Genomic DNA, 16421 nt, shown 5'->3' with positions numbered 1-16421 from the left:
AACCGGCTAGTGTTGTATCAATTCGGCGGTCAAAATGTCCCGCAGCTTGGCCGCCACGATCTCTGGCCTATGGCGGGTCATCGACACATGACCCAGCCCGGGTATTTCGTGAAAAGTACCTTTCGGTGCAAGATCGGAGACAACTCTGCACATGATCGGGGCGGTTTGGACATCCTCGGAAAAGGCGATGACATGCATCGGAACCGGGCAGGTTTTCAGCGCTTCGCGACAATCAAATTCAAGACAGGCCTCCCACTGATCGATGGTCGCCTGCGGGTCCCGATCCCGAAAGCGATCAGTGTATGACTCTTTGACTTGCTCCCACAACTCGGGCTCGTGCAGAGCCTTGGCCGGGAACGCATAAACGGCGTAGTGCGGTGCCAGGAAGTACTCGGGCAGAGTAATGCCATCCTTACGCAGGTCGATCTCGGCCTGCATCCAGTCGCGCGTAAACCCGTCGATATATGCCGAGGTGCCCATGGGGATGGCCAATCGCACCTTGCTGGGGAAGTCTATCGCGGTTTGCTGTGTGACCAGCCCGCCCAGAGACAGGCCACAAACGGCGGCCTGCCCACCGGCAAAGGCGTCAATCACCGCAGCGCAATCTGCAGCATAGTCCGACATCGTCCAAGGCGGAGGAGGAGAGTGCGTGTCACCCGCGCCCCTCGGGTCATAGGTGATGCAGCGATAGGTGTCGGAGAGACGCGAGAACTGTTCGGAGTAAGCCTCGGCTGTTTGATCGCCTCCGGGTACGAACACGACCGGAGGTCCATCTCCTTGCGTGACAACACGCATGGTAACGCCACCCTTGGTCAGTTGGTGTGTTTCGGCGTTGGGCCCGAACTCAAGGAACGCTGGCATCAGAAATCTCCTATGGCCACAGGTAAGATGGACATCTCTGTTCGTCACATTCCATTGCGGGGAATGACGTAGGTTTCTTCTTCTTCAAAGATAAGGTCCTCGCCTGACCAGGCCCTGAGGCGTGACGTCAGGTGAAACTCGGTCGCCGTCGCCTTTTGCTCGGAATACGTCCAGATTTTCGCGGACCAGTTTTTGCGTTCGAAACCGGCGGTTTGTTCCATGGTTGCCACAGCAGACAATGGATCGTTGGGGTGGATCGTATAGCGCCGGTCGGACACGTCGCTCAGCACCGTTCCGATGTCGTCGAGGCGAAAATCCCCGACCGGACCAAAAACACCACCATCCAGAAAGAAGCGATGCGTCACCTCTCCGGTGGTCAGGTCCGTGTGGACCGAGCGTTCCATTGATCCCTTGCGGACATGTGTTTTTCGCTGCGCGGTATCCGGGTCTGGTGGTTCGGGCAGCGGACGCGGTGCATCTGCGCCTTCGGTTTGGGTTCGGACGGGCAGGGTGAGCCTGGACGTGCCGGGCCGGATCGTCAGCGTTACCGGTTCGGGTGAAGGCCAAAGGACCGGCCAATAGCATGAGGCGATCTGCAACGTGAGGCGGTGGCCTGCCGGCACCCGGTAGCCGGTTCCATACAGCGGGACCACGACGGACATGTCTTCGCCGGGCTCGATTGGCGTCGGTTGGGTGTCGCTGTGGCGATGGTTGAGGTTGCAAAACCCGCGCGCAATCAGCGTTTGCGCACCATCGGGCGCCTCATCCACCAGCAATACGACGACAATCCCCTGAGGCCGGTCAGCGGACACGGTCAGGTCGACGCTGGGTTGGCCCAACACGTCGAGTGGTTTGTCGAGTGGCGCCGCTTTGAACTGCAATGCGCCTCCGGCGTCGATCCGGCAATCCGCTGCCATATCGCCGGGAATAGCGAACGAGCACATGTCGCCCGCCGCAGACCCAAACGTCTGTGGGGAGCAGATAGACATCGCAGCGCCGGGCTCTGACGTTTTGTTCAGGCTCTGGTGGTTCAGCCAAAAGGTCTGCTCGGTGACGTTGGGCGATGGCCAGCTGGGCTCTTCCACCCAGCGACCTGTTCGTTGCAGGTGGCTGCCTGAAGGCGCGGCGCTGTCCTGGAGAAAGAACCGCAGAGGTGGTTCATCCATCAGGCCAGTGTCTTTTCCTTTCAGCCAATGGTCCCAAAAGCGGATCACCTCGCCAACAAAATCAGCTTTCGGTCCGGGTATTCCTTCATGGGGGTAGAGATGCGCCCAAGGCCCCATCAGGATTTTGACAGGGCCATTGAGATGTTCGGCTATGCGGAACGGCGTGTCGCGATACAGATCCATCCACCCGCCGAAGAAGTAGACCGGAATCTCGACATCGGAATAGTTTTCGCAGATCGAGCCGCGCCGCCACATCTCGTCATGGGTTTGGTGTTCCAGCCACATGGCGGGCCAGAAGCGGACCCCTTCCAGCCGGTCGCGCCACATGTCGATCCAGCGATCTGCACCAACGATCTCGGGATCAGGAGGCATCGCATTGTAGAGCTGCATGATCGAGCCCCACCAGAAATTGTCATTGGCCAGACAGCCACCGTAAAAGTGAATGTCCTCGCGCCACCGGTCATCCGTTCCCATTACCGGTGCGATGGCCTTCAGCGCTGGGGGGCGCGTTGCCGCGACCTGAAATGCGTTGTACGCCCCCCAGCTTTTCCCGAACATCCCGACATTTCCATCGCACCAGTCCTGATCAGCGATCCATTGGATGATGTCATGACCATCCTGGATTTCCTGATGCGAGTATTCGTCTTCGGCAACGCCTTCGCTGTCTCCGTAACCCCGGATATCAACTCGGATTGACGCGTATTCGGCGGCTGCAAAATGCGGATGCATGGTTTCATCCCGCATCCGTGTGCGATCCCGGCGGCGATAGGGGATGTATTCGAGGATACAGGGCAGCGGATTGACCTTCGCCTCTTCTGGCAACCACAAACGCGCGGCAAGTCGTGTTCCGTCTGGCATTGGGATCCAGACTGTCTCGATAACCTCAATACCGGTCATGACAAGGCCCTTTCTTTCTGCTCGGGCGGACGGGCCCCGGGCTCCAGCGGATAGTGGCAGGCAATTGCGCGCCCGTCCGTGATCTGCCGTTCCGGCGCATCAACGCTGCAACGGGATTGTGCCCAGGGACAGCGGGTATGGAACTCACACCCCGACGGCCTCGCCAACAACGAGGGCACCTCGGCGGGCAGGGTGATCCGGTCATGGGTTTTGTCCGGGTCGGGTTCGGGGTTCGCTGACAACAGTGCGGCGGTATAGGGATGTTGCGGCGCGCTGAAGACGTCCTCGGTGTTACCGGCTTCGACGAAGCGACCCAGATACATAACGGCGGTTCTGTCCGCGACATGATGCACCACGTGCAGGTTGTGGGTGATGATCACCATCGCCAGCCCAAGCCGTTCGCGCAGATCGTTCAGCAGGTTCAGCACCTCGCCCTGCACCGACACATCCAGACCGGCCGTGGGTTCATCTGCGATGATCAGCGCCGGATCCAGTGCGATCGCGCGCGCCACACCGACCCGCCTGGCCTGTCCGCCCGACAACTGATGCGGGAAGCGCGCGGCAAAGCTTGTCGGCAATCCCACCAGCGTCAGCAGACGCTCGGCTTCATCCCGCAGGCTTCGGCCCTCGATCCCGTGAATGCGGAAGGGTTCGGTGACCAGATCGCCAACGGTCATGCGCGGGGACAGTGATCCCACCGGGTCCTGAAACATCATCGACATGCGCCGCCGAACGGGTTTCATTGCCCTGCGATCCAGTTCATCGATGCGCTGACCTTCGAACGTGATTGACCCTGCGCTGATCTCCTGCAGGCCGTTCACGGCCCGCGCAAGCGTTGTTTTGCCCGACCCGCTTTCCCCGACAAGTGCAAAGGTTTCCCCGCGGCTCACCTCAAAGCTCACCCCGGCGACACCAAGGATCGCACCACGGCGGCCGAAACCGCCAACCGGAAAGGACACCTGTACGTCTTCGACCTTGAGAATAGGATCGCTGCTCATACCGTCACTCCGGTTTCTGCGGGTGTGTCCGCAACAAAGCAGCGGGCGATATGACCATTCCCGATGTCCTTGTCGGGGGGAGGGGCCGCGCAAACGTCGCTGACGCGGTCGCATCGATTGGCAAAGATGCACCCCGCAGGCCTTGCCCTGAGATCCGGGATTTCACCCGGGATCGTCGGCAGGTGCCGGGTACGCTCACTTTGCCGTGCCGGGTCGCATTCCAATAGCCGCGCCGTATAGGGGTGGCGCGGGTCCTGAAAAATCTGCCGGACGCTGCCGCGTTCCACCACTTCACCCGCATACATCACCACCACATCGTCACACAGCTCCGCAATGACCCCAAGGTGATGCGAGATGAACATGACCGAACAGCCGATCTTTTGCTGCAGGTCCTTGAGCAGCTCGATGGTTGTCACTTCAAGCGTCGCGTCCAGCGCGGTCGTTGGCTCATCCGCGATTAGCAGAGCAGGCTCCATCATAAGGGCCATGGCAATGGCAATCCGCTGTTTCATCCCGCCCGAGAACTGATGCGGATAACGCGCCAGGGCCGCGCGAGCATCCGGGATGCGGACCAGTTCCAGCATTTCTACGGCACGTTCGGTCTTTTCTTCTTTGGACAGGGGCGAGCGGTACTGGATATTCAGCATCTGTTTGCCGACAGAGATCACCGGGTTCAGCGCACCCATCGGGTCCTGAAACACGGTGGCGATACGCGGACCGCGCAGGTCCCGCATGCGCGACGGGGGCAGGGTGGTCAGTTCATCCCGCCCTTCAAACAGGATCGAGCCGCTGTCGATGCTGCCATTGTCGGCCAGCAGACCCAGAATGGCGTTGATCAGCGTGGACTTGCCACAGCCGGATTCTCCGACAATGCCGACGATCCGGTTTTCAGGCACATCGAAGCTGACGTTCTTCAAAGCGTGCAGAGGCCCGGCTTCGGTCGAGAAGCTGACGTTCAGGTTGTCAATACGCAGCGTGGTCATCAGCGTCCTTTCAGCCGGGGATCGAACACGTCCCGCAGCGTCTCACCGAGGAAGGTAAAGCCCAGCGTGGTGATGATGATCGGCACACCGCCTGCGATTGCGATCCATGCGGTATCGCGGATATTGGTGAACCCGTCATTCAGGATTGACCCCCAACTTGGGGTTGGGGGGCGCACGCCAAGGCCCAGAAAGCTCATCCCTGCTTCGATGCCAATGACGACCGGGATGTCCATCGACGCAAGGATAACCAGCGGACCGATCACGTTCGGAAGGATGTGCACCCGTAGAATACGCGCCGATGACGCCCCCATGCTTTGTGCCGCCGTGACATATTCCGACGTTTTCAACGCGATGGTCTGAGTGCGGATGATCCGCGCATATCCGGGCACGGTGACCAGAACGACGACGACCATCACGGCGGTCAGCGACGGCCCCATCAGCGTCACCAGTGCAAGCGCCAGCATCACTGTTGGAAAGCTCTTCATCGCGTCGAACAACAAGATCATCAGATTGTCCAGCCAACGCGGCCCGTAGCCCGCGATCAGGCCCAGAATGATACCGATGACCAGCGACACGGCCGTCGAGACCAGAGCGACAAACAACGCGATGCGTCCGCCATAGAGCACGCGTGCAAAGAGGTCGCGCCCCAGTTGGTCTGTGCCCATCAGGTGCTGACCGCTTGGGGCCTGAAACCGATCGCGCGGGTTGATCTTGGTTGGCTCCCAGCCGGTCAGCAGATCGGCAAAGACGGCGCCGAAGATGACGAACAGCACGAGGAACAACCCCAACGCGCCCAAGGGCTCGCGCAGGATTTTGCGGATTGGGCGCCACAGCTCGGCCATGCGCCCGGGGGCGGGGTTAGAAACTGCTTCTGACACGGGGATCCAAAGCTCCGATGATGAGGTCTGCCAACAGGTTGAGCAGAACGAACAGGACGGTCGTGATCAGAACGGTGCCTGTCACGATGGGAAAGTTACGGGTCAGGATGGCGTCATAGACCAGTTTGCCGACGCCGGGGCGGGCAAAGACGATCTCGGCAAAGACGGCCGATGAGAGCATCTGACCGATCCCGACGCCCAGCAATGTGACTGTTGGCAGGATCGCGATCGACAAAGCATAGCGATAGGTGATCGTTCGGTCCGGCAGCCCAAAGGCACGCGCCGTGCGGATATGGCTGGCCTCAAGCACTTCCAGCATCGAGGCGCGGACCATGCGGGCGATATAGCCAACCCAGCCCAATCCGACCGCCAGCGAGGGCAGGATAAGGTGAGTCAGCTGATCACTCAGATCGCCGGGTTCGCCCGCCCCGATGGCGGGCAGCCAGCGCAGTTCGACTGCGAAGATCAGCAGTGCGTAAATCGCGATCACAAAGGAGGGCACCGCAATCACCGCCACGGACAGGATACCGACAACGCGGTCGGCCCAACTGCCCCGGCTGACCGCAGCCCAGCAACCCAGCGGTATGCCCAGAGCCACGGACCACGTGATGCCGCCAACGATCAGCGCCAACGTATAGGGCAGTTGCTCGAACACGACCGTGGTGACGGGGCGGCCTGACAGAACCTCGTCTCCCAGATCACCTGTCCATGCCCCGATGTAGAAGTTCCAGAACTGAACCAGAACTGGCTGGTTCAATCCCATCTTCTCACGCAGGGCGGCGCGCATTTCCTCGGTCGCCCGAGGCCCCAGCGCGACCGAGGCCGGGTCGCCGGGGATCAGGTAAATCATGCAAAACAGCAGGAACATAGCGACCGACACGATCGCCGCAGCCAGCCCAAGCCGTTTGAAAAAATAGCTCAGCATACGCGCCCCCCAAAGGCCGTGCGGGCGGCGGTCACGCGCCGCCCGTTTGCGTGGATCAGGCGGGTTTGAACAGCGGCAGCAACGGCTCACCATTCGGCTTGAGACCCGGATTGACCGTATCTTTGTGGATCACTCCGACCACCTCATGCGTCAGGAACACATAACACCCGCTTTCGTCCATGAGACCCTGCATCTTCTTATAGATCTCATCGCGCTTGGCCGGATCGCTTTCGACAAGGCCCTCGTCGTGCAGTGCCTTGTACTCCTCGTTGTTGAACCGTTCCCAGTTCCAGACGCCAACCTGTTCCGGTGTAAACCAGACCGTCGCCCAGCTTGGGTCGGGGTTCATCGAGAACCGGCTGAGCACAAGTTGCAGGTTCATGAAGTAGTCGCCATCCTTGGACCCCAGTGTCCAGAACGTACCACTGTCATTCTGTTTTATCTCGCAGGTGACGCCAACCTCGGCCAGATTGGCCTGAATGACCTGCGCCGCCGTCAGACGCTCGGATTGGTTCAGAATGTCCAGAGTGACGGTCATACCCTCGGCGCCTGCTTCTGCCAGTAACTCGCGCGCCTTATCGGGATCATAGTCGTAGGTCACGCTGTCCCGGCTGCCGGGCAGTCCAGGCGCAATGATGCCGTTGCCCACGGCTGCAGCGCCGAAGTAAGCCGCATCAACAACCGTTTGACGGTCAATCGCATGCTGGATGGCACGGCGGATACGAACGTCTTTAAGCGCTTCATTGTCCTGATTCATGCCCAGCCAGACATAGGCCAGCGAGGGTTTTTCCTCGACAACCGATCCCGCAGGCGGGTTTTCCTTGAGACGCGGCAGCGAGGATACCGACGTCCAGGTATAGTCCAGATCACCAGCTTCAAAACCCAGTTCTGCGGTCGACGGGTCTTCGATGGGCAGGATGTGGATTTCCTCATACCCGCCCGGTTCATAGGCCCAGTCGGGGTTGCGCTTAAGTACGGTTTTCTGCTTGGGAACCCACTCGGTCAGAATGTACTGACCGGATTGCGCCACCGGCTCGGATCCGATCTTGCCGCCGATTTCGTCGACCGCCTTTCTTGAAACGATGCAGGATGCGGGTGTTGGCAGCGTGGTTGTCCAGAGTGGCACGAACTTGTTGTTCAGATGGATCAGGCCTGAGAGCGTGTCCTTGACCTCCACCTCTTTCAGGGCGCCCCAATCACCAGCATAGGGGCTTTCGTTAGCCGGATCAGCAATCCGTTCGATCGAGAATTTAACGTCGTCAGCCGTCATCTGGCCAAACCCGTCCGTGAATCCGATATTGTCACGCAGTTTGAAGGCGATGGTCAGATCGTCCAGTTGTTCAATGCTTTCCACAGCCACCGGACGCCAGTTCCATTCGTCGCCTTGTTGGTTTGACACCAGCGGGGCATAAATCGACCGCATGATGTCGGCCTCGGGCAGCGCCAGCCAGAAGGCGGGGTCCAGAACCTGCAGGTCGCTATAAGACCGAATGGTCAGAACCGAGCCATCGGCACTGACGGCCATATGAGGAAAGGCGAGGCTGGCCGCACCGAGTGCACCGGCACCGGCCAGAACGGATCGCCGTGATACGTCCCCTTTGAAAATCGAACTCATTTGCTTACTCCCTGTTTGTCTTCGTGTCCGGGCATCTGTCCGGTTTGGTTGCTTGCGGGGCGTGTCCCCGCGACTTCAGGTGCCAGCAGGCGTTATCCGTTCTTTTTCTTGTGTGACTGTGGCAGTTGCTCATCAGCGCCAAGCGCTGAGAATCTTGGAATGATGACGGGTGAGTTCACCCAGATCATGCGCGCGGGTTGGTCTGTTACGTTGCGAAGGACGTGCAGGACATCACCGGGAAAGCTGAAACTGTCGCCGGTGCGCAAGGTGACGGTCTCATCCTCAAGCACAAGCTCGAGCTCACCCTCCATAATGACCCCGTGCATCTCGCCATCGCGCGAGAAATACTGGTCAATCACCTGTTCGGAATAGGGGCGATAGTCTGAAACACCCAGACAAAATCCGCCACCGATGGAACTGGACAGCAACTGATCCGCGTAGCCTGATTGTTCGATTGGCTCGTCATACAACAGATTCAGGTTGCGACGGTTCGACTGACGCACGACATAAGCGCGTTCCAGCGGGCCCGCGCCGGGACGGTGATTGAAGAACCATTCTTCGGGTACGCCAAGGGCCGCCGCGATGCGCGATATCTTGTTCAATGACGCGCTCACCGTACCGCGTTCAATTGCGCTGAGATGACTGATCGAAACTCCGCTGCTGTTGGCAAGCTCGGCCAGAGTCATCTGGCGGGCCCTGCGCAGTTGACGTACCTCGGCGCCGAACGCGGCAAGACCCTCTTCGCTTGCAGTGCGGGTATAGTTTCTTGATGTGCCCTGGCTCACGATTCCTCCCTTCGCTCGCTCGGTCTTACGGAAATGCTACGCCAGCGTTTCTTTTTCGCAAGAAATTTCGTAGTTTTTTCTCGTATTGACGACGTCCCTATGTGGTGAATGGCTGTTTTTTGCGCGTGCTACCATCGGATTCCAATTCGAAGTGCGTCGTAGATTGCGGCATGAATGTTGCGTGCTGAAACCGCGTCGCCGATGCGATAGAGATCAAAACCCGCGTCGGAATTCGTCTGCGGAAAAAGAGCGCCCGAGCCTTGAACAAGCGCGTCTTGATCCAGCGCGCCGCGGTTGCGCGACAGGGGTTTGAGATCAAAGTAGAGGTCGTCCAGAGGTTGAGTTCCCTGATTGACAACCACCTGATCGTAATTTTTTTCGACCAGGTCTGAATAGTCGGTCCCGATATGAGCCAGCAGTTGGTTGCCCGACTTCTCAATTGCCTTCAGGGTTCGGGTGACGGTGAACTGGGCGCCGGTTTTCTGCAGGGACCGCATATAGGGCACCAGATTCATCGCCATCACTTCCGGTGCGAAACTGCGATCCCGGGTCATGATCTCAACCTTTGCCCCGGCGGCGGCAATGACCTCGGCGGCCATCAGTGCCGGGTGGTCGCCCGCATCATCATAGATCAACACGTTTTCACCAGGCGGCGCGTCACCCGACAGGATATCCCAGGCGGAAATCGCAAGCTCGTTGCCCGAATCAAGGATCGTTGTCTCAGGCAATCCACCCGTCGCGATCACGACCATGTCCGGCGACAGGGCGGTCACGTCCGCGGCTTCGGCAAAGGTATTAAACTGGAATTGCACGTCGCGGGCAGCGCATTGAGCCATGCGCCAGTCGATGATCCCGATCATCTCGGCGCGGCGCTTGGATTGCGCGGTCAGGCGTACTTGTCCACCGGGTTCCGGGGCAGCTTCGAGGACCGTGACATCGTGCCCGCGTTCCGCCGCTACACGCGCCGCTTCCAGCCCGCCGGGACCTGCGCCCACAATGACTGCCCGGCGGCGTTTGTCAGCGGTTGGGATGATGTGCGGCATCGACAACTCACGCCCGGTCGCCGGGTTGTGAATGCACAAGGCTTCACCCGCCTGATAGATCCGATCCAGGCAATATGTCGCGCCGACACAGGGGCGAATGTCATCTTCCTGTCCGGCTTGAATCTTGGACACGATCATCGGATCGGCCATATGCGCGCGGGTCATGCCAACCATATCCAGAAGGCCCGAAGCCACCGCGTGCCGGGCCGTCGCGACATCGGGAATACGAGACGCGTGGAAGGTGGGCATACCAATCTCCGCCCGCACCCGCCCAGCGAAATCCAGATGCGGCGCACTTTTCATGCCTTGCACCGGTATCACATCGGTCAGTGCCGGGTCCGTGTGAATGCGCCCTCGTATGACGTTCAGAAAGTCGACCTGACCGCTGTCGCGCAGCCTCCGGGCGATTTCGAGCCCTTCTTGCTCGGTGATACCGCCTTTTTCGACTTCATCGGCCGTGTAGCGAACCCCGACGATGAAATCGGGCCCGACGCGATCACGGATCGCGTCCAGAACCATGAAGCCAAAGCGCAGCCGATTGTCGAGATTGCCACCAAAAGGTGCATCCATCGTGTTGGTCAGGGGCGACCAGAACTGATCGAGCAAGTGACCGTAGGCCTGCAACTCGATCCCATCCAAACCCGCATCCTGCATCCGTTCAGCCGCGTCGGCGTAGTCGGTCACGATACGCTCGATATCGAAATCCTCGATCTTCTTCGGAAAGGCTCGGTGCGCTGGTTCGCGATAGTGCGACGGCGACAAGGAGGGTAACCAATCGCCCTTGTTCCAACCCGTGCGTCGCCCCAGATGGGTCAACTGGATCATCACCGCACAGCCATGCGCGTGACACGCATCCGACAGTTCACCCATCCAGCGCACGACCTCATCCTTGTAAGCCAGGATGTTGTTGAACACCGGCGGACTGTCGCGGCTGACAATTGCCGAACCCGCCGTCATCGTCATCGCAACACCCGCTTTGGCACGCGTTTCGTGATAGGCGCGATAGCGTTCCTTGGGCATGCCGTCTTCGGGGTAGGCGGGTTCGTGACTGGTGGTCATGATCCGGTTTTTCAGGGTCAGATGTTTCAACTGATAGGGCTGAAGCAGAACATCGCGGCTCATGATGAAGACTCCGCGTCCGAAGTCCGAGGCGCGACGACATCCTTCGGAATGACCACCGGCGAGACCGCCCAGATCAGCCGACACACCCGGTCCGTCCTGTTACGTGCATGATGCGGGATGCGCGCGTCGAAACTGTAGCTGTCTCCGGCGCGCAGAATTATGAACTCGTCGCCGATCTGCATTTCCAGCTCGCCCTCCAGCACCAGACCATGCTCTTCGCCTTCGTGCTTTTGCAGTGGCTCTTCGGGACGCGCGGCATGGGGCGCGTATACCGCCAAGCCCATATAGAACTGACCGCCGATCGAGCTGGACAGCAACTGATCGGTATAACCCAACTCAGCCGCATCCTGACCGTACAGGGTGTTGAGCGCACGGCGGTTCTGGGCGCGCACGACAAAGGCCTGCTCCATCGGACCGGCGCCGGCGCGGCGGGCAAAGAACCAATCGGGCGTGACGCTCAGCGCGCTGGCGATGGTTTGCAAGACGTCGACCGAAGGCTTGGATACACCCCGTTCAATCGCCGACACGTGACTCAGCGAGATACCCGCCGCTTTGCTGAGTTGTTTGAGTGTAAGCTGACGGGCTTTGCGCAATTGCCGAACCTCGCTCCCGAGTGAGGAGATTGCGGACGGTAAGGCGATGACATTTTCCGATGGCATACGGTTCTCTGAGTTCGAAGTGAGCAGCTGTGTTCCATATGAATTGAAATCAGACTAGAATTTTTAAGTCAAATTCTATTTTTGAATGAATTTTCCTATTCGGTTGCAAGTTCATTCTGAATTTGCAGAACTGGGGCAGACCCCGAAGGCAGACTGCAGATCAAAATGACGGACCAAACCAAAAACCCTTTCGAGGTGACAGAGACCGACCATCTATGGATCGAAATGTCGGATGGCGTGCGATTGGCCGCACGGCTGTGGCGCCCGGTGACGCAGACGCCTGTGCCTGCCCTTCTGGAATACATCCCCTATCGCAAAACCGACATGGTGCGTGCGCGGGATGAGCGGAACCATCCCTATTTTGCCGCGCATGGCTATGCCTGCATCCGGGTCGACATGCGCGGTTCGGGTGACAGCGAAGGGCATATGCCGGACATGTATTCCAAGGCAGAGCTGGATGATGCGCGGCAAGTCATCGAATGGTTGGCCGCTCAGCCGTGGTGCAACGGCCGTGTCGGGATGTTCGGTACGTCCTGGGGCGGCACCGCATCTCTTCAGGCAAGTATCAATGCCCCGGAACCGCTGAAGGCAGTGATTGCCGTCTGTGCCACACATGATCGGTTCGAGGATGATATCCATTACATGGGCGGTTGCGTTCTGTCCGATACGTTCGAGTGGGGCGCAACCTTGCCCTCGATTCTGGCGTCGCCGCCCTCGCCAAGTGTGGGGTCAGATTGGAAAACAGTGTGGAACGAGAGAATTGAGAACCTCTCTTTTCCGCTTGAAAACTGGCTGCGAGAAGATGGGCGGGGTGAGTACTGGCGGCACGGATCTGTCATTCATGACGCGGATGCACTTTCCGTTCCGATCCTGTCCATCGGTGGATGGAGCGATCGCTACTCGAACTCGGTCATGTCTTTAGTCGATCGGCGACCTGACTTGGTCTGGGGGGTCGTCGGACCCTGGGGACACCACTATCCGGATCATGGGGTTCCGGGACCGGCGATGGGTTTTCAGGCGTTGGCGTTGGAGTGGTGGGATCACTGGTTGAAACCGGCCACCCCAGAAACCCCGAATTGGCCTCGTTTGCGTGTCTGGCTACGCGAGTTCGATACGCCGGATGACATATTGGAAAAACGATCAGGCAAATGGATCCAAAGTGGCCCGACGCCCGGGGAAACCGTGACACAGGAGTTGGCCTTGTCTGAACTGAACTCAGCAAACGGCAACCCGCCTTGGAGAATTTCCGCCGACCCGTTGGTGGGGCAGAGTTCGGGCGACACAGGGTATTTTGGCCGCTCGGGTGGGTTGCCCCTTGACCAAAACTCAGACGATTCCAGATCGTTGCTTTTCGAAACGGCCCCCTTGGATGAAGACTTGGTTATCTATGGTGCCGTTACTCTTGGTTTAAGCGGTGAAAGCGCTGATGTTCCGGGCCAGATCATAGCGCGGCTCAGTGACGTCAACACGGACGATGTTGCCGCACTTATCAGCTATGGCGTCCGAAATCTTTCACTGGACGAAAACATGGATCGCAAACCAACCAACGCAAAGGCAGGCAGGTTTGTTGCGGATATTCGCTTTCATTCAACGGCTTATCGCGTTTGTAAGGGGCATCGTATCCGGCTGGCAGTGTCGTCGTCCCTTTGGCCACTTATTCTCACAACGGCGTCAGCTGAAGATCTCCTGCTGGAGATGGGAGTGCTGCGGGTGCCCGTCGTCGCGGGCAAGGTGACTGACTTGCAAACGCCTTTGCCCCCGCGACAAGATTTGCCGGTACAGAAAACACACTCTACCCATTCACCAAATGAGCTGGAACGTTGGAGCAATGTTCGTGGGAACGTGGTCGAGACGGGTTGGCATCAGCCACTCGCTAAAACGGCCTTTCACGAAACCGGCACGGTTTTCGGCTATGAAACCAGCATGTTGCATGTTTTGGATATGTCGGATGCGGCCGTGCAAGAGACGACCGTTGATCACCGGATGGTTTTTGAACGCCCTGACGGAACGGCCACGGTTTCCATGACACTGACTGCAAACTCCTCTTTCGGATGCATTACGGCCGAAGCTGAAATGAACGTGGAATGGAACGAGCGCCTCTTTGCGATGCGGCGCTGGCGTATTTCCTAGGTCATCCCTGGCGGATGACAAACGCCCTGTTCCAGCAACCCGTTGGCCCATTTGGATACTGTTCCCGAAAACTTTGGGATTGCACCGGAAAGTGTGAGGTCCCCTGTGGGTGTCTTGAGGCGGATTGTAACGCCCTCTTTTCCTTCCAATGCGCGTAGTTTGAGCCCGAGCGCCTCAAGCACGTGGTTCAGCGCGGCGACGTTAGGCTGAAGTCCACCACCTGACACAATGGCCCTGTTCCAACTCCGGGCCTTATCGGACGGGCCTTCCAGAAAATTGCACAAGGCCGCGTTGACCGAAAACCCGGACCGAACACGCCGCGCGTATAGGTTCGTCTGCCATAAGGGGTGTCACTGTCCAGATGCTCGATGCGTTCGACTTTCGCACCTGCCGATTTTAAAGTTTTGCAGAATGTTGCGAAATCCCGTGTTCCCAGGTGCCAGAAGATCGGAGTTGGCGTTTCAAACTGCTTCAACACCTGTTTGATGGGATGAAAACCGGAATGTTTCGGGGGTGGGTCCGATGATTTCAAGTGCTGCCACATGCGGCAGGGGCACGCCATAGCTCCAATACCACTGACCGGGCTCGGGTTCGGTGGGGATGACCTCTGCACCCGTTTGTTCGGCAAACCACTGTGCCCCTTCTGGATATCGCGGACCCCACAGGCGACATGATCGAATTCAAACCCTCCGAGCCTTTCTACAGGCGCCGTTAGCCGAACCGATTCTGCTCATTTGCTCGGTTCGAGCGGCCGTTTCCGCAGGGCCACATTATCTCGGTTGCGTTTCTGGTATTGAAGGACAGACCTATGCAGGTCGGCCGGTGCACAGGACCCACGTTAATGGCGTCCGTTACACTTGCGTTCCACACCAATCCACTTATGAAAGTGCCGTCGATTTACCTTAGGGAAAACTTGCGATGCGCATGCGCGACACGTTCATCAAACCAATGCACCCGGAGGGCATTCGGTTTGTCGGGATCTTCGCCGCCATAACGGTCGGGTTGTTTCTGCTGTCAGACATTCTGGGATGGATCGGCGTTGGCCTCACGATCTGGTGCTACTATTTCTTTCGCGATCCGGAACGTGTGCCTCCGACAAAAGACGGGCTGATCGTCAGCCCGGCGGATGGGGTGGTTTCGATGATCGAAGGGGCGGTGCCGCCGAGCGAGCTTGGGATGCCCGACGCGCCTCTCACCCGTGTCAGTGTGTTCATGAGTGTCTTCAATTGCCATGTGAACCGGGTGCCCATTGAAGGTGAGATTGCCGCCGTTGCCTATCGCCCCGGCAAATTCTTCAACGCATCCCTGGACAAGGCCAGTGCCGACAACGAGCGCAACAGCTTGCGCGTTCGCATGACAAATGGTCAGGACCTGGCCGTTGTCCAGATTGCCGGCCTGGTGGCCAGACGGATCGTCTGTTTCACGAAACCCGGCGACGCGCTTCAAACCGGAGAGCGATTTGGATTGATCCGTTTCGGTTCACGGCTGGATGTCTATCTGCCGGATGGCGTGGAACCGCAGGTGCGTGTCGGGCAAACGATGATTGCAGGTGAAACCGTCCTTGCCAGTTTGCCCGCGCCCGAAGAAAAGTAGGTAGCTGGATCAGTGGCAGACCCATCAAAAAACGAAGAGACCGGATTCACGCTCATCCATTTGCTTCCCAATGCGCTGACCATTACGGCGATCTGCGCGGGCTTGTCGGCAATCAGATTTGGCGTTCAGGGCAATTACGTGCTCGCAGTACAGCTGATTATTGCGGCCTGTGTGCTTGATGGGCTTGACGGGCGTATCGCGCGCCTGCTCAGCAGTGACAGCAAAATCGGGGCAGAGCTCGATTCACTTGCTGATTTTTTGAACTTCGGGGTGGCCCCGCCGCTCGTTCTCTATTTCTGGGCCTTGCAGGATATACGCAGCGCTGCATGGCTTGCGGTTCTGTTTTTTTCAGTGTGCTGCGTCATGCGCCTGGCCCGGTTCAATGTGGGCAGCAAGTCCGAGACCTGCGATCAGAACAATGCCTATTTCCAGGGGGTCCCGGCCCCTGCAGGGGCGCTGCTGGTCATGTTGCCAATGTATCTGTCCTTCGCTTTTGCGGATGCTCCATTGCTGCCCAGTGTTCTGATTTGCGTTTATATGGCGCTCATCGGTTTGCTGCTCATCAGCCAAATACCGACCTGGTCTTTCAAGACCACGCGGATCTCCCGCGAAAACGCAAAGTTCTTTCTCATAGGTGTTGCCGTTGTCGGGGCGGCGCTGCTGACATTTGCCTGGGCCACACTGATCGCGCTTTGCGTTGGATATGTGGGAATGGTCGCCTGGGCGTGGCTCGACAAAAAAACATCTTCTAACCGTTGAGGATCAG

13 protein-coding genes are annotated in these 16421 nt (G+C 58.7%); 3 read left to right on the top strand and 10 right to left on the bottom strand.

Translation table 11 applies throughout. The features are described from left to right. Nucleotides 1–6: 6 nt before the first annotated feature. From ACR3E0_RS22005 to ACR3E0_RS21960, 10 genes are all read right to left on the bottom strand, one after another. Nucleotides 7–861: an alpha/beta fold hydrolase gene (locus ACR3E0_RS22005; protein WP_480481184.1), complete on the bottom strand. Its 855-nt coding sequence runs from the start codon at nt 859–861 to the stop codon at nt 7–9. 44 nt (nt 862–905) lie between these two features. Next, entirely contained in the window at nt 906–2924 is a 2019-nt protein-coding gene (locus ACR3E0_RS22000) for a CocE/NonD family hydrolase (RefSeq protein WP_480481182.1), read from the bottom strand. Beyond that, the gene (locus ACR3E0_RS21995) at nt 2921–3922 is read right to left on the bottom strand and encodes an ABC transporter ATP-binding protein (RefSeq protein ID WP_480481180.1); all 1002 of its coding nucleotides are present in this window, start codon (nt 3920–3922) and stop codon (nt 2921–2923) included. Before ACR3E0_RS21995 ends, ACR3E0_RS22000 begins: the two co-directional genes overlap by 4 nt. Beyond that, nucleotides 3919–4905, bottom strand: coding sequence for an ABC transporter ATP-binding protein (locus ACR3E0_RS21990; RefSeq protein ID WP_480481178.1), 987 nt, complete (start codon nt 4903–4905; stop codon nt 3919–3921). Before ACR3E0_RS21990 ends, ACR3E0_RS21995 begins: the two co-directional genes overlap by 4 nt. Beyond that, complete coding sequence (locus ACR3E0_RS21985) at nt 4905–5747, bottom strand: ABC transporter permease (protein ID WP_480481176.1); 843 nt, start codon at nt 5745–5747, stop codon at nt 4905–4907. Before ACR3E0_RS21985 ends, ACR3E0_RS21990 begins: the two co-directional genes overlap by 1 nt. 16 nt (nt 5748–5763) lie before the next feature. Beyond that, nucleotides 5764–6708, bottom strand: coding sequence for an ABC transporter permease (locus ACR3E0_RS21980; RefSeq protein WP_480481174.1), 945 nt, complete (start codon nt 6706–6708; stop codon nt 5764–5766). A gap of 55 nt (nt 6709–6763) precedes the next feature. After that, nucleotides 6764–8323, bottom strand: a complete 1560-nt coding sequence (locus ACR3E0_RS21975) for an ABC transporter substrate-binding protein (protein WP_480481172.1) — start codon at nt 8321–8323, stop codon at nt 6764–6766. A gap of 92 nt (nt 8324–8415) precedes the next feature. After that, the gene (locus ACR3E0_RS21970; RefSeq protein WP_480481170.1) at nt 8416–9108 is read right to left on the bottom strand and encodes a helix-turn-helix domain-containing protein; all 693 of its coding nucleotides are present in this window, start codon (nt 9106–9108) and stop codon (nt 8416–8418) included. A gap of 128 nt (nt 9109–9236) precedes the next feature. After that, entirely contained in the window at nt 9237–11273 is a 2037-nt protein-coding gene (locus ACR3E0_RS21965; protein WP_480481713.1) for an oxidoreductase, read from the bottom strand. Next, nucleotides 11270–11932, bottom strand: a complete 663-nt coding sequence (locus ACR3E0_RS21960) for a helix-turn-helix domain-containing protein (RefSeq protein WP_480481166.1) — start codon at nt 11930–11932, stop codon at nt 11270–11272. The genes ACR3E0_RS21965 and ACR3E0_RS21960 overlap by 4 nt, the downstream gene beginning before the upstream one ends. Before the next feature lie 165 nt (nt 11933–12097). On the opposite strand from ACR3E0_RS21960, the gene ACR3E0_RS21955 reads away from it, so the two are divergent. From ACR3E0_RS21955 to pssA, 3 genes are all read left to right on the top strand, one after another. Beyond that, nucleotides 12098–14062, top strand: a complete 1965-nt coding sequence (locus ACR3E0_RS21955) for a CocE/NonD family hydrolase (RefSeq protein WP_480481164.1) — start codon at nt 12098–12100, stop codon at nt 14060–14062. A gap of 918 nt (nt 14063–14980) precedes the next feature. Beyond that, nucleotides 14981–15655, top strand: coding sequence for a phosphatidylserine decarboxylase (locus ACR3E0_RS21950; RefSeq protein ID WP_480481162.1), 675 nt, complete (start codon nt 14981–14983; stop codon nt 15653–15655). 12 nt (nt 15656–15667) lie between these two features. Next, nucleotides 15668–16414 (top strand): CDP-diacylglycerol--serine O-phosphatidyltransferase, encoded by a 747-nt coding sequence (pssA, locus tag ACR3E0_RS21945; RefSeq protein WP_480481160.1) that lies wholly within the window; start codon nt 15668–15670, stop codon nt 16412–16414. Nucleotides 16415–16421 lie beyond the last annotated feature (7 nt).

Source organism: Ruegeria sp. AJ12 (genome assembly GCF_056536245.1).
This window is presented reverse-complemented; position numbering and strand designations above follow the sequence as displayed.